This is a genomic window from Burkholderia sp. Ax-1719 (assembly GCF_011753055.1).
Taxonomy (GTDB): Bacteria; Pseudomonadota; Gammaproteobacteria; order Burkholderiales; family Burkholderiaceae; genus Paraburkholderia.
Genome location: NZ_VWWJ01000001.1, coordinates 536,384 through 555,536, shown reverse-complemented (window position 1 = coordinate 555,536; position 19,153 = coordinate 536,384). Strand labels below are relative to the sequence as shown.

Genomic DNA, 19,153 nt, shown 5'->3' with positions numbered 1-19,153 from the left:
GTTCTCGAACGCGTCGAGCGTCACAAGCCCCGTGCCCTGCGACGGCGAAGTGCTGATGTCGATTGACAACACAAGTCGGCGATTTAAAAGCCGCCCTCATGGCGGCCTTTAAATCGCGTTGAACGCCTTACTTCTGGATCAGCCGCCCAAGCGGCGCAAGCGGACCCACCGGCGTCATTTCGAAAGTCATGAAGCCGCCTGCTGCGAGCGGCAACGCCTGCACGGCGGCGCGCGCCTCCTCAACGCTTTGCGCATCCATCAGAAAGAACACCCCCGGACGATCCTGGCGAAACCAGAACTGTTCGATTTTTCCGTCGAGATAAAGCTGCAAGGTGGCAGGGACCTCTTTCGCCATGACCTGCGGTTGCTGCTCCGGCGAGGGCGGCTTGGTGATCGAGCCAATCGCGAATACCTTCATGAGTCTTCTCCGTTGTTTATCGGCGTTGCGGCATGCAACGGGAAGCAATGTAGCTTTCGGACCGGGAAAGAGGTATCGTCGCAAATGACAACTTTGTGGTCATTTACGCCATGAAAATCTGTGTACTCGCGCTGGAAGGATTGTTCGATACGGGCCTGGCCGTCACGCTCGACGCGCTGCGCGCGGCCAATGGCCTCTCGGCACGCGCGCTGGGCGGCACGCCGCGTTTCGACGTGATGGTAGTGGGTGTGCGCAAAAGGGTCCGTTCGGGCCACGGTTTCACGATTCCCGTGCAGGCCATCACGCCCGCGCTCAAACCGGATTGGGTGGTCGTGCCGGCGCTCAACGCCACGACGCCCGAATTGCTGCTCCCAGCGCTCGCAAGACCCGATGTCATCGATGCGCAGGCGCAATTGCTCCAGTGGCGCGAGCAAGGCGCGCGCATCGCCGCTTCATGCATTGGCACCTTCGTGCTGGCCGAAGCGGGTCTGCTCGACGGACGCGAAGCCACCAGCACCTGGTCGCTCGCGCCGCTGTTCCGCCAGCGTTATCCGCTCGTCAAGCTCGACGAATCGCGCATGCTCGTTGTCAGCGATATCGGCGTGACGGCGGGCGCGGCGATGGGCCATCTCGATCTCGCGCTCTGGCTGATCCGCCAGGCCAGCCCGGAACTGGCTGCGCTCGTTTCGCGCTACTTGCTGGCGGATATCCGTAGCTCGCAAGCGCCGTACATCATCCCCAATCATCTCGCGCAGCACGATCCGTTGATCCAGCGCTTCGAGCAATGGGCGCGCAAGGCGTTACGCAATGGCTTTTCGCTCCAGGACGCGGCCGAAGCGCTGGCGACAAGCCCTCGTTCGTTGCAGCGACGCTGCCAGGAAGTGCTGGGTAAATCACCGCTCGCGTACTTTCAGGATCTGCGCGTCGAGCGCGCGCAATCGCTGCTGCATGGCAGCGGGCTGGATATCGAAGCGATCGCCACCGAAGTGGGTTATGCAGACGGCGCAACCCTGCGCACGCTGTTGCGCCAACGGCTGGGACGCGGCGTGCGCGACCTTCGGGCGGATCTGCTTTGAGTCAGCCTCAGTAAAGACCTGTTGCGCTATCTGGCTCGAACACGGGCGTCTGATTGGCGACGATCATGTTGTAGCTCAACATGAACGGCACGCCGCCATCGGACTTCAAGACCTGATCGACCCAGCCGACAGGATTGGTAAACAGAGAGTTGTCGTGATTGAGCACGCCAATCGCACCGTTCTGCTCGTCGAAATCCCAGACCACCGATCCCCAATGCCACTGCAGACCGCGAACATACTGGCTGCCCAGGAGCGCGCCCAGCGCAAATACTTCGTCATCCGGAATAGGTGAACGCTTGTCTTTGCAGTCGCGCACAAAATCGGTAATCGCGGCAACGACGGCTTCCGGCTGGCTCGCACTGTCCAGTTTCAGCAACGTGAGCGCGATGCTGGCGAGTTCCGCGATCTCGTTGTTGACATCGGCGGGGATGGGTTTGATTTCGGCCATGATGGGATTTCCTGTCGATCTAAACGGCTCGATTCTGCTATTGCACTAAGGCAGCAATACGACACGGCGACGTCACCGCGCGCCCAATTTCCAGACCGTCGTTTCATGCAACGTCTCGCCTGCTTTCAATTCAGTCGTCGGAAATGCAGGATGATTCGGCGAATCGGGGAAATGCTGCGCCTCCAGCGCAAATGCATCGGTTTGCCGGTAACTCACGCCTGAACGCCCCACCGCGCCGCCATTCAGGCTGTTCGACGTATAAAACTGCAAACCGGGCTGCGTCGTGTACAGGTCGAGCATGCGTCCTGATGCCGGATCATACGCGCGCGCAGCGAAGCCCGGCTGCGCCCGAGCACCGTGGTCGAGCACCCAGTTCTGATCGTAGCCGCGCGCAATGCGCATCTGCTCGAACGACGAGCGCAGTTGCGCGCCAATCGGCGTAAGCTCGCGCAAATCCAGCGGCGTGCCTTGCACCGGACTGATCTCGCCGGTCGGAATGGAGGTCGAATCCGTGGGCGTATAGCGTTGCGCGGCGATCTGGATCATCTGATGCTCGACGCTGCCCGATCCCTCGCCCGCGAGATTGAAATAGCTGTGATTGGTGAGATTGACGACGGTGTCCTTGTCGGTTTGCGCGCGATAGTCGATGCGCACCGTATCGTCGTTGCCCAGCGTATAGGTCACATCCACCGTCAACGTGCCGGGGAAGCCGTTCTCGCCATCGGGACTCACGTAGCGCAGCGTCACGCTTGCGTGCTGGCCATCGCCGCCGGATTGCATCGTCCTCCACAGTTTCGTATCAAAGCTGTCAGGTCCGCCGTGCAACGTGTTCGGCCCATCGTTGACGGGAAGCGTCCATTCGCGTCCGTCGAGCGTGAAACGCCCCTTCGCGATGCGGTTCGCATAGCGGCCGATGGTCGCGCCGAAATGAATGTCGCCGTTATGCGCTTCGTAATCGGCGAGCGAACCGAAACCCAGCACGATATCGGCAACCTGGCCGTGACGGTCGGGCGTATCGAGTTCAGTGACGATTGCGCCGTAATTGATGACCTTGAGCTTGATGCCGTGGGCGTTGCTCAAGGTGTATTGCGTGACGGCCTGGCCGCTTTTCGTGGAGCCGTAAGGCGCCTGGGTCAGCGCGACGCTGGAAGCGGCTGCGGCAGCGTCGGCAGCGAATGCCGCACCGCATGAGGCGCAGGACAGCAGCGCAGCGGCACACGCGCGACGCATGAGAGCGCAAGAATGCTCCATCGATGTTCTCCGGGGTTAGTCCCGCGATGAAGCAAGCGCCACGCCTGACCGGGAAACTACGACTTTGCGTTACGCGCCCGAAGATTTCCCGGCCCAAGCGCATCAGGCCGTGTCACCCCGAGCAGCGCCATATTCCGCCGCATTTCCGCCGCCACGATCGCGAACGCATGCAGCACTCCGGCATCTCCTGCCACCGCGCCCGCGTAATTGAACGGCCTGCCGATAAACACCGCCCGCGCCCCTAGCGCCAACGCCATCAGCACATCGCCGCCGCGCCGGAATCCGCTGTCGATCATCACCGGACAATCAGCGTCCACGGCGTTGACGACCGCAGGCAGCGCGCGCAGTGGCGCAATCGACCCGTCGAGCTGACGTCCGCCGTGATTCGACACGATCAGCCCATCCGCGCCGAGTTCGCGCGCGCGGCGTGCATCGTCGGGATGAAGAATGCCTTTTACCACTAGCGTGCCTCGCCAGCGCTTGCGGATCAGTTGCAGATGCTCCCAGCTCAGATGATCGCGCGCGCCAAAGTCGCGCAACACGCTCGATGAGAGAATCGGCGCGCCGCGTCCCACGCGCGAGTTTTCGAAATGCGGCATACCGTGTCGCCACAACGTGCGCAGCGCCGTGCCAAACAGCCAGCGCGGGTGCGTCAGCCCATCCCACGCGAGCCGTGGACCCGGACGCAACGGCGTCGAAAAGCCCGCGCGCAGATTGTTCTCGCGATTACCCGAGACAGGCACATCGGCGGTCAACACCAGCGTGCCGAAGCCCGCCTGCGCAACACGGTCCACCAGCGCCGCGATGGTCTCAGCGTCGCCCGGCACGTACATCTGGAACCATGCCTGGGGGTTGACGGCTGCAATGTCTTCCATGCGGATCAGCGAAGACCCGCTCATGATCATCGGCACATTGGCGAGCGCGCTCGCCTGCGCCTGGATCAAATCGCCGCGATACGCCGAAAGCGCGCTGATCCCCATCGGCGCAATGCCGAACGGCGCGGCATAGGTATGACCGAACAACGTCGTATCCAGCGTGCGGCGCGACGTATCCACGAGCACGCGCGTCACCCAGTCATAGTCCTCGAACGCCGCGCGGTTCTGGCGCAGCGAGCGATCGGTTTCGCAGCCGCCGCTCACATAGGCGAAAATCGGCCGTGGTAGATGGCGGCGCGCGGCCACTTCGAAATCGGCGAGCGAAAGCACGCTTGCAAGGCGGCGCGGAATGCGAGCAGACGTCCCCGTGCGCGGCGCGGAGTGATTCGCGAGCGGATAGTCGCTCAGGCTGAAGGCGGCAGTCATGGCACACCCGTTCAAGGCAGACGAGGCAACGCGATACCCGGGTGCTCCACGTCGGCGACGAGGACACAACCGCTCTTCGATTCGGTGATGAATATCTGCCGACGCTGCGGGCCACCGAACGCGAGATTGGTCACCGTTTCGCCCGCGCACGATTTCACGCGCGCGATGCACACACCGTTGGGCGCGAAAACGAACACCTGCCCAAGCGAAGCGTGCGCAACATACAGATTGCCCGCTTCATCCATCGCCAGGCCGTCCGGGCCGCTCGTGCCGAACAGCGAGCAGAAGCGCCCCACTTTCGCAGTCCCGCCGCTATCGAGCAGCGGCACGCGCCAGACTGCGTTGTCACGGGTCATCGCCACGAACAGCGTGCGCCCCGACGGATCGAGCACGAGACCATTCGGACTCACGCCGTTCGATATCAGGCAATCGAGCCGCCCATCGGCGCGCAGGCGATAGACGCGGCCTGTCGGGTCCTGAAGACCCGTTTGCCCTTGATCGGTGAAATAGATATCGCCGTTGGCCGCGATCGCGAGGTCATTACAGCCCTTGAACGACTCGCCATTGCGTGAGACCAGCAACGGCTCCACGGTTCCGTTTTGTGCATCGAGCTGCATGATGCCGTTGCGATAGTCGGCGATCAGAATGCGGCCGTCAGGATGAAACTTCAGACCGTTCGGCTCGCCATCGTATTGCGCCACGAGTGCCCATTCGCCTTCTCGGTCGATGCGGAAGATACGGCCAAACGGAATATCCACCACATACAGCCGGCCCTGCGCGTCGAACGCCGGGCCTTCAAGGAAGCTATCGACGCTCTGCCCCGCCTTGTTGGCGTTGGCCCAGGCCGAGCCGACGCCGTTCTGGCGAAAACTGCCGGGCATCGAGGAAAATACGCGCGTTTCGATAACGCGCGGCGGTTGATCGAGATAGAACATGCAGTGCCCTCAAACGCGGCGATATCAAGCGGAAATCTGTTCGAGACTGAGACCACGCGAGCGTGGCCCGAACAGTCCAATCGTCAGGACTACGACAAACATCGACCCGGCGATCAGCGAGAACACGCCGCCCACGCCCAGGTGACGCAGGAAGAAGCCAATCAGAAAACCCGAGAGCATCGCGCTGATACGGCTCGCCGAATAAACCAGGCCGATGGCGCGCGCACGCATGCGCGTCGGGAACAATTCGGCCTGATAGGTGCGGTACGAAAACGTCATGCAGTTGCCCGCGAGCGTCATCAGCAGCCCCATGGCGACCAGCAGCATAGGCGCGCGCTGCTGTGCGAAGACGATGCCGAGCACCGCCATCGCCACGGCCGAACCGACAATCAGCCATTTGCGCTCCACGCGGTCGGCGATCAGCATCGAAAGCAGCGGCCCGATTGGACTTGCGATTGCGATCAGGAACGAGTACCAGAGACTATGCGTGAGCGTGACGCCTTTTTCTGCGAGCAGCGTCGGCACCCAACTGGCAAAACCGTAATAGCCGATCGACTGGAAGAAGTTGAACACCAGCAGCATGATCGTGCGGCGGCGAAAGCGCGCGCTCCACGGGCTGTCGTCGGTCGAAGCCACTGGCTGTGCAGATTCCGTTGCGCTCGCAACCTTGACCGCTTGCAACGGCTTGCCGGTGGCGCGCTCGATGCGTTTTTCGAGCCGCGCGACGATTGCTTCGGCTTCCGTCGTGCGGCCGTGCTGGATCAGCCAGCGCGGGCTTTCCGGCAAGCCCAGACGAATCAACCAGACGAACACCGCGCCCGAGCAACCGATCCACACCACCCAACGCCAGCCGTCCTGACCGAATGGCGCAATCGGCACGAGTTGCCACGAGAGGAAAGCGATGGTCGGAATCGAGGTGTACTGGATCGCCTGCACGAAGGCAAACGCGCGGCCCCGCAGACGCGCGGGCACGAACTCGGAGACATAGGCGTCAATTGTCACCAGTTCCGCCCCCACGCCAATGCCCGCCACCACCCGCCAGAACACGACCCAGCCCGGCTCGCTTTGCAGCGACATCATGACGGCGGCGAAGGTGTAGCACAGCAGCGCGCCGACAAAGACGCGGCGGCGTCCGAGTTTGTCGGCAATAAAGGCCACGCCAATCGTGCCGATAAAGAGCCCCAGAAACAGCGCCGCGACAAATGCCCCCAGGCCGCCGAGATCGAACAGCGAAGCGGTCGTCTTCGTGAAGATGCCCGCTTTGACAAGCCCTGGGCCGATATAGGCCGTGAGGAACATGTCGTAGATCTCAAACCAGCCGCCGAGCGCCAGCGCGCCGATCAACAGCCACACAGGCGCACTCGGCGGCAGCCGATCAAGGCGCGCCGAAATCTGGCGAGCGTGGACCTCAGGCGTCAGATAAGCCGCTGGTGCGGCGACGCGGCGTGTATCGTTTGAATCAAGCGATGTATCCGGCTCACACGCGCCCGCGACGGGGGTGCTCGATTGCATAGCCTTGTCTCCTGTTTTGTATTTTGCCGACGCTCTGGCTGCAGTTCTCACCTCAACCGCATCTAGACCGGACAGCCCTTCTTGCGCAGCAGCGCATTGAAGCGCTCGGGGTCAGCCGTGCCGGCAGCATTGGTCGCGCGGATGGTGTCTTCCTTGTCCGCGTGCGCGCGCACTAGCGGCAGCAGCGCATCCAGGCGATCAACCGGCACGGCGATCACGCCATCCGCATCGCCCAGGATCAGATCGCCCGGATTCACCACCATGCCCGCGCAGGCGATCGGCACGTTCACCTCGCCTGGGCCTTCCTTGCTCGGCCCGCGAAACGTGTGGCCGCGCGCGTAGACCGGCATGCCGCCCTCGGCCCACTCGGCCAGATCGCGGATCGCGCCGTCGATCACGAAGCCGCCGATCTTCTTCGCAAGCGCCGATGTGCGCATCAGGCCGCCAATCAACGCCTGGGTCAGATCGCCTCCGCCATCGACGACGATCACATCGCCTGGCTGCGCCAGTTCGATCGCCTTGTGGATCATCATGTTGTCGCCGGGACGCACGCGTACCGTGATGGCCGGCCCGCACATCGTCAGCGTGACCGAATGGTGGTAGGCGTTCAGTCCATATGCGCCCGTGCTGCGGCCCATGCAGTCGCCCGCATGCGCGACTGGCACGCTGCGGAAGGCCTCAATCTGCGCAGCGGCCGGCAGCGACGTGCGTTGACCAACAAAGAAGCCTGCGGGCCAGCCGGCCCGGTCCTGCGATGCGTTCGTATCGTGGTTCATGCGATGACCTTTGAATCAACTGGGGAAACATGGAAGACGGCGGGATTGACGCAGGCGGCCGCGTCGACAGGCTCGCCGCGCAAAAATCGCAGACAGGTCTCAGCCGCGGACACGGCGACGGCATCGAGCGCATCGGGCGTCGATCCGCCCACGTGCGGTGTGAGCACGACGTTGGGCAGCGTGGCGAGCGGATCGGTGGCAGGGACCGGTTCATTGCGGAAGGTGTCGAGACCCGCCGCCGCCAGCTTGCCGCTGCGAAGGGCGGCCACAAGGGCCGCTTCGTCGATCAGTTCGCCGCGCGCCGTGTTGATCACGATCGCGCCATCCGGCAACCGCGCGATGGCGTGTTCGTCGAGCAGGTTGCGCGTGTGCGCGTTCACGGGGCAATGCAGGCTCAGCACATCGGCGTGTGCGAACAGATCGTCCAGCGCGCGTTCGAGCGTGACGAAGGACTGCGCATCGGCCTGCTTCGCCACGGGATCGAACGCGCGCACCTTCATGCCGAGCGCGTGCGCAATCGCCGCGACCCGCTTGCCGATCTGCCCATAGCCGACAAGTCCGAGCGTGCGCCCATGAAGTTGCCGACCATCGCCGGTGCGCGTCCAGCGACCGGCACGCAGTTCGCTATCGTAGAAGGGGATCTTGCGCGCTGCCGCCAGCATCAGACCAATGGCGAGTTCGGCCACCGAATGCGTGTTGGTGCCGGGCGTGGTGAAGACGGGAATGCCGCGCTGCGAGGCGGCATCGACATCGATATTCGTCACGCCCACGCCGTGCTTGCAGATCACGCGCAACGTCGGGCAGGCGGCAATCGCCGCGCCGGAAAGTTCGACCGTGCGCGAAATAACCGCGTCGATGGGCTGCGTAGCGAGCATGCGCGCGACCTGCGCGGCGTCCTGGGCGTCGTCGATATAGACGGTCTCGCACTGCGCGGCCGCCAGCACGCGCTGGCCAGCCGGCGCGAGGCGCGGCGCGGTGACGAGGATGCGGTAGGACATGGGGTGTCTCCTTGTTGATCTCTTGGGCTTCGTGCTGCCTGACGTCATTGTTGACACCGCGACTCATAATGTCTATTTTCGATTTTTCATCTTTTCATTCCTGTTAGCTATGGATTCGTCATGGTCATGAATCTGCAGGTGCGCGATCTGATGTATTTCGCGAAAGTCGCTGAACTGGGGCATCTGGGACGTGCGGCCGAGGCGCTGCATGTGACGCAGCCTGCGCTGTCCAAATGCATTGATCGGCTGGAAGAGACCTACGGGGCGGCGCTGTTCGAACGCAGCGGACGCGGAATCCGTCTGACCGATGCGGGGCGTTTGCTGCAGGAGCGTGTGCGGCTTGTCGAGCGCACGCTAGATGAGACGCAGCGCGAGATTGCTTCGCTTGGAGCGGGATTGTCGGGGCTGGTGAAAGTCGGTGCGGCCGCAACCATCGCCGAATTCATCATGCCAACGGCTTGCCGCGTACTGCATGAGGAAGCGCCCGCCGTGGTAGTGGAATTGCAGATCGGGATGAATGACGTGCTGCAGGAGGCCTTGCGCAAGCGCTTGCTGGACGTGGTGATTGGGCCGCTTGGGGCGCACGACGAGACGCTGGTGCAGATTCCGATTCTTGCTGACGATGTGGTGGTCGCAGCGAGCGCTTCGCATCCGCTTGCGGGGAAGAAGGCAACGCTGGAAGCGATGGCAAAGTGCGGCTGGGTACTGCCTGCGCAGTCGGTGGCTACGAGGCAGTGGCTTGAGGCAGTGTTTGCGACTCACGGCCTGCCCGCGCCGAAGGCCGCGGTGATGACGAGTTCGATTGCGGCTGTGCCGCGATTGATTGCCGAGACCGGGCTTTTGAGCTTTATTTCAAGGCGCAATCTGGAGGCGGGGAGGTTTACGCCTGCGTTAGTAGAACTGCCCAATCCCGCCACGACGATGACACGCGAGTTTGGCGTCGTGCATCGCAATGATGGATATCTTTCGGCGGCGGCGCAGCGATTGATCGAGATCGTGCGCCAACAGAATCAAGCTGTGCCGATAATTGCGCCCAGACGCAGCGGATCGCAGCGACGCCCGGCCTGAGCAAGCTAACGTCCTTGGATTAGCTGGCCGCCGGTCGGACTGTCATTGCAGGCCGCACTCGCGAGTGCAATCGCAGCCAGTAGCGCTAAGCAGGGGAATCGAAAGACGATCCACCCCAAAATACAAAAGCCCGCTCCGGCACAAACCGAAGCGGGCTTTCCAGACTCAAACCAGCCAACTACCGAAAACTTATTCCTTATCCGTCTTCAGCAGCGGCAGCGCCGAATTATCACCACCCTTCAGCAGGCCCACCTGCGAGTACACACGCAGCTTGTCGCGCGTATCGGTGATGTCCAGGTTACGCATCGTCAGCTGACCAATACGGTCGCGCGGCGAGAACGTCGACGCCACCTTCTCCATCGACAGGCGTTCCGGCTGATACGTCAGGTTCGGCGACTTCGTGCTCAGCAGCGAATAATCGTTGCCGCGGCGCAGTTCGATCGTCACTTCGCCCGTGATCGCGCGCGCAACCCAGCGTTGCGCCGTTTCGCGCAGCATGATGGCTTGCGGATCGAACCAGCGGCCTTGATACAGCAGACGGCCGAGGCGGCGGCCGTTTTCGCGGTATTGCTCGATGGTGTCTTCGTTATGGATACCCGTAACGAGACGCTCATACGCGATGTACAGCAGCGCCAGACCCGGGGCTTCGTAGATGCCGCGGCTCTTCGCTTCGATGATGCGGTTTTCGATCTGGTCGCTCATGCCCAGACCGTGACGGCCACCAATGCGGTTCGCTTCGAGCAGCAGTTCCACGGCGTTCGGGAAGGTCTTGCCGTTCAGTGCGACCGGCTGGCCTTCTTCGAAGCGGATCGTCACTTCTTCGCGCTCGACCTTGACGTCGTCGCGCCAGAACGCCACGCCCATGATCGGGTTGACGATCTTGATGCCGCTTTCCAGGCTTTCCAGATCCTTGGCTTCGTGGGTCGCGCCGAGCAGGTTCGAGTCCGTCGAGTAGGCCTTCTCAGCCGACATCTTGTACGCAAAGCCTTGCTGGTTCATGAACTCCGACATTTCGGCACGGCCGCCGAGTTCGTCGATGAAGGTCTGGTCGAGCCACGGCTTGTAGATCTTCAGATCCGGATTGACGAGCAGGCCATAGCGATAGAAGCGCTCGATGTCGTTGCCCTTGTAGGTCGAACCGTCGCCCCAGATGTTCACGCCGTCGTCCTTCATCGCGGCGACGAGCATCGTGCCCGTCACGGCGCGGCCCAGCGGCGTGGTGTTGAAGTACGTGACGCCGGCCGTCGAGACGTGGAATGCACCGCTTTGCAGCGCAGCGATACCTTCGGCGACGAGCTGCGCGCGGCAGTCGATCAGACGCGCGCCTTCTGCGCCGTATTCGGTCGCGCGGCGCGGGATCGCGTCGTAATCTTCTTCGTCGGGCTGGCCGAGGTTAGCGGTGTAGGCGTAGGGCACGGCGCCCTTCTTGCGCATCCAGACCAGCGCGGCGCTGGTGTCAAGGCCGCCGGAAAACGCGATGCCGACTTTCTGGCCGGTCGGAAGAGATTCGAGAATCGTGCTCATGGTTGTTCATCCAGTCTATGCATTGACCCGCCGCCGCGAGTGCCGCAACGGGTGTGAAAGTGGTCGGACAGACCGTGTCGGACTGACCGTGTCGGACTGACCTCATAGTGCCGTCGGTGCCGTCGAATCCGGTCGCGCAAGCCCTACAGTTTAGCCGATCGCGCCCCGCCCTCCGGCGCTGCAACGGCGCTTCGCGCCGCGTCCGACGGTTCCGGCAGCCGCCTCGATACGTCCCCATCAAACCTTTCGCGTCCTGACGGGCAGAAGAAAAAGGCCGGGATCAGTACGGCGATCCTGCGCGGAACGGGAGATTTTAAGGCCTTTCGGCCGTTTCCCGAACCATTTCAACGTTTTCGGGCAAATCGGGCAGTTTGGGGCGCGTTTTTGAGCGCAAAAGCGCGTTATCCCCAACCGATAGAGAAAGGTCGCAATCGCGGCGCAAACAAAAACGGCCGACGCTACACGCGCCGGCCGTTCGTTCTCCGCAATCCATCCGGATGCTTATTCAGCATACTCCCGCACGCGCTGCACCGGGCGCATGCCTGCCGTTTCCTGCTCGTCGCGCTTGCGGGCCGGTGCGGCCGCAGCCCGTGCCGTCACCGGCGCGGGAGTCGCCGCAGCCGCCGCCCGGCCGCCGCGCACGAAACGGCGTCCTTGCGGACCGTACACGCCGTCCGGTTCCGGAGCCAGCCACAGCAGCGCCAGATACAGCATGCCGCCCACGATGAACGACACCGGCACGCTCAGATCGCAGCCGCCTGCAAGGTTGCCCAGCGGCCCGACGAACTGGTCCGGCAGATTCACGAAGGACAGGCCGAGGAACGCCGCCGGCAGCCACGCGCCCATTGCGCGCAGGTTCCAGCCATGCGTGAACCAGTAGTGACCGCCGCGACCGCCGCGATTGAAGACCTGAAGGTCGTCGGCGAGATAGAAGCCGCGGCGCTGCATGTAGCCGATCACCATGATCGCCATCCACGGGCAGCTAAACGTGCAGATCAGCGTCGAGAACGTCGACACGCTCTCCACCAGATTGAATGCGAAGCGGCCGATAAAGATAAAGGCAATCGCCAGCGTACCGATCAGCAGCGTGGCGCCCACGCGGTTGAGGTACTTGGGGAACATGCTCGACATGTCGAGGCCCGTGCCATACAGCGCGGTCGTGCCCGTCGACATCCCGCCAATGATGGCGATCAGGCACATCGGCAGCAGGAACCAGCGCGGCGACACCGCCAGCAGACCACCCACGTAATCGTTCGAGGTGATGAAGCTCGGTGCGTGCGTGGCGATGATGGTCGCCGTCGCGAGGCCGAAGAAGAACGGCACGAAGGTGGCGATCTGCGCGGCGTACACCGCGCCCATGACGCGATAACGCGGCGTGGTTTGCGGGATGTAGCGCGCCCAGTCGCCCAGCGTCGAGGCGAACGACACCGGATTGCTCAGCGCCACCAGCGTCGCGCCGATAAACGCGGCCCAGAAGCCCGCACCACCGTGGTGCAAGGTGCCAGCGTAGTGGATATCGAAGGTGCCCTTGAACGCAAACGCGCCGACCACGAACATCAGGCTCGCGGCCCACACGGCGATCTTGTTCACCCACAGCATGAAGCGAAAGCCATAGATGCAGACGACCAGCACCAGCACGGCGAACACCATGTAAGCCGAGCCCAGCGTCCAGCCGTTTTGCGGCATGCCGATCATGTTGTGCGCGCCGCCCACCAGCGCGTCGCCCGAACTCCACACCGCGAGCGAGAAAAACGCGATGGACGTCAGCAGCGCGAGGAAGGAACCGACGATCCGGCCATGAATGCCGAAGTGCGCGCCCGACGAAACCGGGTCGCTCGTGCCGTTGCGCGGGCCGAACGAACTCATCGGCGCGAGGATGAACGTGCCGGCAAGCACGCCGATCACGATCGACCACAAACTCGCCTCGAACGACAGGCCGACGAGCACCGGGAACGCGCCCAGCACGGAAGTCGAAAAGGTATTGCAGCCGCCGAACAGCAGCCGGAAAAGATCGATGGGCCGCGCATAACGCGACTTGTCGGGGATACGTTCGAAACCGAAGGTTTCAATCTGGGTGATGCTGGTGTTGTCTGCCATGGTGTCTCACTCCTTGGGGCTTGGGCGTGGCCTACGTATGTACTGCGCCTTGCCGTTATCCCGTCACGCGGTCAGAGCCGCGCACTGTCCTCAACTCTGGCGGTCACTCTAAAGCACTCGAATGCACGCCATATTGCGTATTTCAAACGTTCACTTCATGCGCGGCCAATGTATGTTTGTGCGGATATTTTTCGTTGCGCGCGCATCGACATCGGTTACTTTTCCTTGCTGTTCTTTTATGTCTCTCAGGCGCACACGCGCTCTTCCTCCATGCTTTGCGCGCCATACACGTTGAGCAGGTCTTCGCAGAAAGCGCGCACGATGGGTTTATCGCCAGCGCCGCGTTTGGTGGCCAGATGCAGCGGTACGTCAAAGCCAAAAGCCGTGCGCCCCAGCACGCGAATCAATCCGCGTTGCTCGAATGGCTGCGCATGATGTTCGGGTAGATAGCCGATATGGCTGCCGGACAGAATCAGCACAGTGGCCGCGTCGATGCTGTCCGCGATCGCCGTGACCTGGCGCTCGCCGATGCTCGCCAATTCCTCGGGCACCGGGTAGCTGCGCCAGATCCAGTCGTGCGCGCGCAGATCGTCCAGCGTGACGTGCGGCCCTTCGTGAAAGAGCGGATGACCGCGTCCGCAGCAGATTACCTGGCGCTCGCTGAACAGCTCGGTATACGACAGTCCCGCCACGCGATGCCAGAAATAGCCGATGGCCAGATCGAGCTGCTGGTTGACGAGGCTTTCCTCAAGCTCCTGTGGCGGCGCTACGCGCATGGCGAAACGCACCGCCTCGTCGCGCTTGCGAAACGCGCCGATCGCTTCCGCCAGGCGGGCGTTTTCGACATGCGAAGCCTGCCCGATCAAGCCGATCGAAAGCGTGCCCACGAGCTTGCGGTCGATATCGCGCACCTGGGCGACGAACTGCGAAGTCGCGGCCACCAGCGCACGCGCCGAGCTGACGAAACGCTCGCCTTTCGAGGTGAGGCGAAAGCCGCCGCGCCCGCGCTCACATAGCGTAAAACCCACACGCGCTTCCAGTGCGGAAAGCTGCGAGCTGATGGTGGACTGGCGCACGCCGAGCGTCGCTTCGGCGGCGGTGATGCCGCGCGCGTCCACCACGGCGAGGAAGACCCGCACGAGGCGCAGGTCGAGATCGGAGGTATTGGAGAACATGCCGCTTCTTCTGACTGCGGCGGCGTCTGGCCGATGCGAGACGCCGCCTGGCGCTCACATCACATCGGGAAACCCAGGGCCTTGATGCCCTTGATCCACGCCCGCTTCCAGCCGCCTTCGGCATCCGCGCCGTCGAAGGCGTGAAAGGTCACCTTGGCCGCCAGCCAGCGCACCGGCTCGGGCGGAATATAGGTCGGGCTGAGTTTGGCGATATCGAGTTCGCGCTCGGGACTATCGCGATCGAACAGCAGGTTCAGGCCCATGAAGGCGCCGAAGCGGCTCGCCGCCACGCCAAAGCCCGTATAACCCGCGACAAACACGGCCTTCTCGCCGAGATAACGCTTTGCGAACACGGAGCCGCGCGAGCAGTAATCGATCGGACCGCCCCACGCGTGCGAGAAACGCACGTCTGCGAGTTGTGGGAACGTGTTGTAGAACGCCTGCGCGAGACGGTAATAGGTTTCGCGCTTTTCATCCTGCGGCGGATTGGGATCGCCGTCGAAGTGATAGCTCACCAGACCGCCGAAGATAATATTGTTGTTCTTCGTGAGGCGGAAATAGTTGAGCTGCGTGCGCGTATCGTAAATGCCCTGGCGGTTCTTCCAGCCAATGCGCGCGAGTTGCTCTTCAGTGAGCGGTTCGGTGGCGAGCACGTGATCGCGCACCTGCAACACGCGACGGTTGATATCGGCAATACCCACTTTCGCGGTGCCGCTGCCGAACAGCACGCGCGGCGCGCGCACGCTGCCTTCCGGCGTCTTGACGAACACGGTCTCGCCTTCGTCCTTGACTTCGATCAGCGGGGTGTATTCGTAGAGCCGCACGCCCAGCGAAAGCGCCGCACGCTTGAGGCCCCAGGCAAGCTTGGCCGGATGCACGATACCGCTACGGTTACGCGACCAGAGCGCGCCCGCGAACAGCGGCGAATCCAGTTGCTCGCGCGTGGCTTTTGCGTCGAGCAGTTGCACGTTGTGGCCGTATTCCGTGTGCAGATCGTAGTCGGCCTGCAGATGCTCGACGTGGTCCGGGTCCACTGCTACCGTCATCTCGCCGTTCCATTCGATATCGGCGTCGATGTTGTAGCGCTTGAGCGTCTCTTCGAAACCATCCAGATTGCGGTGGCCGAATTCTTCCAGTTGCGCGATGTCGTTCGGGAACACGCGCACGGCGTTCGGCAGACCGTGCATCACCGAAGTCGAAATGATGCCGCCCGCGCGGCCCGACGCGCCATGCGCCACGCGCCCGGCTTCGATCACCACGACGTCGAGATCGGGCATCTGTTCCTTGGCCTGCACGGCAGCCCACAGGCCCGTGAAGCCGCCGCCCACGATCAGCAGATCGGCGCGGGTGTCTTGCGTGAGTTTCGGCTCGGCGGGCGGTTGCGCCGGATTGTCGAGCCAGTAGGGAGAAAGCTTGGTGCGCGAAAGCGCTTCTTCCACGCCCAAGGCAGCAGGATTACGCGTCGATTCGCGTTTGGCGGCCGGTGCGGAGGCACCCATGCCGGCTTCGTAGAGTTGCGCGCTATCGCTCATGATGGCTTCACTGCATAAAGCGGGGGGACGGCGCCGCGCTGTTCGCCCGAGGCGGGCAGCGCGGCTTGCGACGAGGAATCGCTGCGGGTATTACTGTTGCGGTTCGAGCAGGACGTAGAACTTCTTCGCATCGGCGATGGTTTCCCACTTGCCTGCGAAGCCCTTCGGCAGCAGGTAGCCCTGGCCAGCCGAGAATTCCTTGCGCGCGCCGTTCACATCGGTCAGCGCAACCTTGCCTTCGACCAGCCAGCAGGCTTCGTCCGCGCCCGTTTCCGGAAATTCGACCGAGCCGACCTTGCCTTCCCAAAAGCCGATTACGTAGTTGCCGTTCGTGCCTTCCGCCGCGCGCCAGTCGCCTTCGTCCATGCCGTATTCCAGCTTGGTGAATTCGCCCAGACCTGCGCCCAGTTCCTTGATGTCCTGAATCAGCTTGCTCATGGTTGTTCCTGTGTCAGACGTCGTTTTGACGTGTTCATTGAATCGGTGCGGCCATGTTGCCGGGTCGCGCTGCCCCGGTATGCCCCCCCTCAAGGGGGGCAAGATGCGTTTTGTGTGTGTTTTGCGCTCGTCTGGCGCGCGTCTGGCTTGATCCCGCCGATTCGATCTGACGCTTTTTGGTGCATGCATGGCCGAGCCAGCGCGTGGCGCGCGCCCGGCGGATAAAACCCCTGAAAACCCCGTCTAACGGGGCATGCGGCCCTTCGGCTATAATCGTTTAGCCTTCAAATCTGGGGCACGCCATGCTGATTCCCGTACCCCCTCAAGAACAATCCAATTTCCCGCTGTCGTTCAAAACGCTCGGCAATGTCATCGAAGCCGTCGGCACGCCCGATTTCGTGCCGCGCCTCACGCTGCTGCTCAACGAAGTCGTGCCGCTGAACGTCGTCCATATCGAACGCTCGCGCGCGGACAGCAACATGCCCAACGGCTTTCGTTGCGAGTGGGTAGGCAGCGGCGGCGTAGGCATGGACTCGGGCACGATTTCAGACGTCATGACGCTCTACTACGACCGCTTTTACGAAAGCGATCCGTTGTTTGCGGGCATACGCGGCAAGATCGGCACGATGCTGGTGGTGCGCGACATCGGCGCAATACCACCCGGCGAATTCCGCCAACGCCTTTTCGACGAAGCGCTCATTGCACACGAATGCGTGCTCGCACGCGGCACGCGCCACGCCCAGCATTCCATCGCACTCGAACGCGCGCTGCACGCACCGCCGTTCTCGCTCGCGGAAATGAACCGCTTTCGCCACGTGAGCGACTTCCTGTTTCCGCTGCTCGAACTGCACGCTTCCACCAGCGCGGCGCGGCGCGTGGCGCATCCCACCTCGTACCTGCATCCGCTTGCGCAGTTCGACGCGCGCATCGCGGCGGACGGCGTGAAGCTGTCCAAACGCGAATACGAAATCTGCGCTCACCTCATCACCGGCAAGACCGTGCCCGAAGCCGCGGAGATCCTGGGCGTGCGCACCGCCACGGCGGAGTCGTACGTGAAGCGTGCATTCGCGAAGCTCGGCGTGCGCACCAAGCGCGAACTGATTGGCTGGGGCCATGCGTCCCCACGTCTCGCAGCGTTGTAAACCCGCCTCTTGCATCGATTACCGTCGATGTGAACATCTCAACTTCGTAATTCGCGCAGCGCCCGCCTCGCCTACCATCGGCCGATCGCTTCACCAGCATCACTGGAAAGCACCCAACGATCGGAGACACCCCACATGGAACGCGAACTCAACCAGCCGCTCGGCGGCAACGACATGCCGCGCTTTGGCGGCATTGCGACGATGATGCGCCTGCCGCAGGCCGACACAACCGAAGGCCTCGATGCCTGCTTCGTGGGCGTGCCGCTCGACCTGGGCACCTCGAACCGCTCGGGCGCGCGCTTCGGGCCGCGCCAGATCCGCTCGGAATCGGTGCTGCTGCGTCCGTACAACATGGCGACGCGCGCTGCGCCGTTTGATTCGCTGCAAGTGGCGGATATTGGTGACGTCGCAACCAATCCGTACGATTTGAAGGATTCGATCCGGCTGATCGAAGAGGCTTACGACGCGATCGTGGCCAATGGCTGCCGGCCGATTACGCTGGGTGGCGATCACACGATTGCGTGGCCGATTCTGCGTGCCCTGCACAAGAAGTACGGCAAGGTGGCCGTGGTGCATATCGATGCGCACGCTGATGTGAACGACACCATGTTCGGCGAAAAAATCGCTCATGGGACGCCGTTCCGACGTGCTGTTGAAGATGGGCTGCTTCAGTGCGATAAGGTCACGCAGATTGGCTTGCGCGGTACGGGTTATCACGCGGATGATTTTGATTGGTGCCGGCAGCAGGGTTTTACGGTCGTTCAGGCTGAGGAGTGCTGGAACAAGTCGCTCGCGCCGTTGATGGCTCAGGTGCGTGAGCGTGTGGGCGATACGCCGGTTTATCTGAGCTTTGATATCGATGGGTTGGATCCGGCTTTTGCGCCGGGAACGGGGACGCCGGAAGTTGGTGGGCTGACCGTGCAGCAAGGGCTTGAGATTATTCGCGGGATGAAGGGGCTTAATGTTGTGGGCGCTGATCTTGTTGAGGTGTCGCCGCCTTATGATCAGGCTGGGACTACTGCGCTTGTGGGCGCTAATCTGGCGTTTGAGATGCTTTGTGTTATGCCTGGGGTTAAGTATCGGTAAGCCTTGGTTTTAGGCTTTTTTAGGCTTTTTTTGGCATTTCCTTGACTTCTTGTCGGTCTATTAGCGTTGCCCCTGTGCGGGGCGGCACCTACTTTTCTTTGCCGCGGCAAAGAAAAGTAGGCAAAAGAAAGCCGCTCACACCGCTAATTTGACACCGTCCACCACTCGCCCATCAACAGAGTGGTAACTGGGCATTGCTCGCGCCACGCGCCCAATAACGAAGTGACAAGGCAGTCATTCATCCCGTTGCTCGCTGCGCTCGCAACGGTTGGGTTTGCAAAGGAAGGCGCAAACCACCGGTTTTGAATATACCCCACGGGGCGCGTAGCGTCCCCGGATGTGCGGATGGCACCACTCCGAAATTCGGCGAGTGGTG

At 62.6% G+C, this 19,153-nt stretch carries 17 protein-coding genes; 4 read left to right on the top strand and 13 right to left on the bottom strand.

Translation table 11 applies throughout. From position 1 onward, the window contains the following. Nucleotides 1-127: 127 nt before the first annotated feature. Nucleotides 128-418: a muconolactone Delta-isomerase family protein gene (locus F3J17_RS02395; protein ID WP_167053407.1), complete on the bottom strand. Its 291-nt coding sequence runs from the start codon at nt 416-418 to the stop codon at nt 128-130. A gap of 110 nt (nt 419-528) precedes the next feature. Between F3J17_RS02395 and F3J17_RS02390 the strand changes: the two genes are divergently transcribed. Next, entirely contained in the window at nt 529-1,494 is a 966-nt protein-coding gene (locus tag F3J17_RS02390) for a helix-turn-helix domain-containing protein (RefSeq protein ID WP_167053406.1), read from the top strand. A 7-nt stretch (nt 1,495-1,501) separates the two neighbouring features. Here the strand turns inward: F3J17_RS02390 and F3J17_RS02385 are convergent, their stop codons facing one another. From F3J17_RS02385 to F3J17_RS02355, 7 genes are all read right to left on the bottom strand, one after another. After that, entirely contained in the window at nt 1,502-1,942 is a 441-nt protein-coding gene (locus tag F3J17_RS02385; protein ID WP_167053404.1) for a hypothetical protein, read from the bottom strand. 72 nt (nt 1,943-2,014) lie between these two features. Continuing rightward, complete coding sequence (locus F3J17_RS02380) at nt 2,015-3,172, bottom strand: aldose epimerase family protein (RefSeq protein ID WP_167054439.1); 1,158 nt, start codon at nt 3,170-3,172, stop codon at nt 2,015-2,017. A gap of 77 nt (nt 3,173-3,249) precedes the next feature. Beyond that, nucleotides 3,250-4,494: an alpha-hydroxy acid oxidase gene (locus tag F3J17_RS02375; RefSeq protein ID WP_167053402.1), complete on the bottom strand. Its 1,245-nt coding sequence runs from the start codon at nt 4,492-4,494 to the stop codon at nt 3,250-3,252. A gap of 11 nt (nt 4,495-4,505) precedes the next feature. Then, a complete protein-coding gene (locus F3J17_RS02370) occupies nt 4,506-5,429 on the bottom strand; it encodes an SMP-30/gluconolactonase/LRE family protein (protein ID WP_167053399.1) in 924 nt (307 codons plus the stop codon). Nucleotides 5,430-5,453: 24 nt separating this feature from the next. After that, nucleotides 5,454-6,941, bottom strand: a complete 1,488-nt coding sequence (locus tag F3J17_RS02365; RefSeq protein WP_167053397.1) for an MFS transporter — start codon at nt 6,939-6,941, stop codon at nt 5,454-5,456. Between the two features lie 62 nt (nt 6,942-7,003). Further along, complete coding sequence (locus tag F3J17_RS02360; RefSeq protein WP_167053395.1) at nt 7,004-7,717, bottom strand: RraA family protein; 714 nt, start codon at nt 7,715-7,717, stop codon at nt 7,004-7,006. Beyond that, nucleotides 7,714-8,715, bottom strand: a complete 1,002-nt coding sequence (locus F3J17_RS02355; protein WP_167053393.1) for a hydroxyacid dehydrogenase — start codon at nt 8,713-8,715, stop codon at nt 7,714-7,716. The genes F3J17_RS02360 and F3J17_RS02355 overlap by 4 nt, the downstream gene beginning before the upstream one ends. A gap of 120 nt (nt 8,716-8,835) precedes the next feature. Here F3J17_RS02355 and F3J17_RS02350 point away from each other — a divergent pair, with 120 nt between their 5' ends. Then, complete coding sequence (locus F3J17_RS02350; protein WP_205194588.1) at nt 8,836-9,783, top strand: LysR substrate-binding domain-containing protein; 948 nt, start codon at nt 8,836-8,838, stop codon at nt 9,781-9,783. 189 nt (nt 9,784-9,972) lie between these two features. Here F3J17_RS02350 and argG read toward each other — a convergent pair whose 3' ends face one another. The 5 genes from argG to F3J17_RS02325 form a co-directional block, all read right to left on the bottom strand. Further along, nucleotides 9,973-11,307 (bottom strand): argininosuccinate synthase, encoded by a 1,335-nt coding sequence (argG, locus tag F3J17_RS02345; protein ID WP_167053391.1) that lies wholly within the window; start codon nt 11,305-11,307, stop codon nt 9,973-9,975. A 501-nt stretch (nt 11,308-11,808) separates the two neighbouring features. Continuing rightward, nucleotides 11,809-13,404: a cytosine permease gene (locus F3J17_RS02340; protein ID WP_167053389.1), complete on the bottom strand. Its 1,596-nt coding sequence runs from the start codon at nt 13,402-13,404 to the stop codon at nt 11,809-11,811. Nucleotides 13,405-13,649: 245 nt separating this feature from the next. Continuing rightward, nucleotides 13,650-14,579, bottom strand: a complete 930-nt coding sequence (locus F3J17_RS02335; protein ID WP_167053387.1) for a LysR family transcriptional regulator — start codon at nt 14,577-14,579, stop codon at nt 13,650-13,652. 59 nt (nt 14,580-14,638) lie between these two features. Then, nucleotides 14,639-16,078, bottom strand: coding sequence for an FAD-dependent oxidoreductase (locus tag F3J17_RS02330; protein ID WP_167054436.1), 1,440 nt, complete (start codon nt 16,076-16,078; stop codon nt 14,639-14,641). Between the two features lie 123 nt (nt 16,079-16,201). After that, the gene (locus F3J17_RS02325) at nt 16,202-16,549 is read right to left on the bottom strand and encodes a cupin domain-containing protein (protein WP_167053385.1); all 348 of its coding nucleotides are present in this window, start codon (nt 16,547-16,549) and stop codon (nt 16,202-16,204) included. A 302-nt stretch (nt 16,550-16,851) separates the two neighbouring features. Between F3J17_RS02325 and F3J17_RS02320 the strand changes: the two genes are divergently transcribed. Both F3J17_RS02320 and speB read left to right on the top strand, forming a co-directional pair. Then, nucleotides 16,852-17,691, top strand: a complete 840-nt coding sequence (locus F3J17_RS02320; protein ID WP_167053383.1) for a helix-turn-helix transcriptional regulator — start codon at nt 16,852-16,854, stop codon at nt 17,689-17,691. 135 nt (nt 17,692-17,826) lie between these two features. Next, nucleotides 17,827-18,777, top strand: coding sequence for an agmatinase (speB, locus tag F3J17_RS02315; RefSeq protein WP_167053381.1), 951 nt, complete (start codon nt 17,827-17,829; stop codon nt 18,775-18,777). The last annotated feature ends 376 nt before the right edge of the window (nt 18,778-19,153 follow it).

What these genes read in the sequence shown, in the direction of transcription:
- F3J17_RS02395 (WP_167053407.1), bottom strand. Translation starts at nt 418, where the DNA reads ATGAAGGTATTCGCGATTGGCTCGATCACCAAGCCGCCCTCGCCGGAG.
- F3J17_RS02390 (WP_167053406.1), top strand. Translation starts at nt 529, where the DNA reads ATGAAAATCTGTGTACTCGCGCTGGAAGGATTGTTCGATACGGGCCTG.
- F3J17_RS02385 (WP_167053404.1), bottom strand. Translation starts at nt 1,942, where the DNA reads ATGGCCGAAATCAAACCCATCCCCGCCGATGTCAACAACGAGATCGCG.
- F3J17_RS02380 (WP_167054439.1), bottom strand. Translation starts at nt 3,172, where the DNA reads ATGCGTCGCGCGTGTGCCGCTGCGCTGCTGTCCTGCGCCTCATGCGGT.
- F3J17_RS02375 (WP_167053402.1), bottom strand. Translation starts at nt 4,494, where the DNA reads ATGACTGCCGCCTTCAGCCTGAGCGACTATCCGCTCGCGAATCACTCC.
- F3J17_RS02370 (WP_167053399.1), bottom strand. Translation starts at nt 5,429, where the DNA reads ATGTTCTATCTCGATCAACCGCCGCGCGTTATCGAAACGCGCGTATTT.
- F3J17_RS02365 (WP_167053397.1), bottom strand. Translation starts at nt 6,941, where the DNA reads ATGCAATCGAGCACCCCCGTCGCGGGCGCGTGTGAGCCGGATACATCG.
- F3J17_RS02360 (WP_167053395.1), bottom strand. Translation starts at nt 7,717, where the DNA reads ATGAACCACGATACGAACGCATCGCAGGACCGGGCCGGCTGGCCCGCA.
- F3J17_RS02355 (WP_167053393.1), bottom strand. Translation starts at nt 8,715, where the DNA reads ATGTCCTACCGCATCCTCGTCACCGCGCCGCGCCTCGCGCCGGCTGGC.
- F3J17_RS02350 (WP_205194588.1), top strand. Translation starts at nt 8,836, where the DNA reads ATGGTCATGAATCTGCAGGTGCGCGATCTGATGTATTTCGCGAAAGTC.
- argG (WP_167053391.1), bottom strand. Translation starts at nt 11,307, where the DNA reads ATGAGCACGATTCTCGAATCTCTTCCGACCGGCCAGAAAGTCGGCATC.
- F3J17_RS02340 (WP_167053389.1), bottom strand. Translation starts at nt 13,404, where the DNA reads ATGGCAGACAACACCAGCATCACCCAGATTGAAACCTTCGGTTTCGAA.
- F3J17_RS02335 (WP_167053387.1), bottom strand. Translation starts at nt 14,579, where the DNA reads ATGTTCTCCAATACCTCCGATCTCGACCTGCGCCTCGTGCGGGTCTTC.
- F3J17_RS02330 (WP_167054436.1), bottom strand. Translation starts at nt 16,078, where the DNA reads ATGGGTGCCTCCGCACCGGCCGCCAAACGCGAATCGACGCGTAATCCT.
- F3J17_RS02325 (WP_167053385.1), bottom strand. Translation starts at nt 16,549, where the DNA reads ATGAGCAAGCTGATTCAGGACATCAAGGAACTGGGCGCAGGTCTGGGC.
- F3J17_RS02320 (WP_167053383.1), top strand. Translation starts at nt 16,852, where the DNA reads ATGCTGATTCCCGTACCCCCTCAAGAACAATCCAATTTCCCGCTGTCG.
- speB (WP_167053381.1), top strand. Translation starts at nt 17,827, where the DNA reads ATGGAACGCGAACTCAACCAGCCGCTCGGCGGCAACGACATGCCGCGC.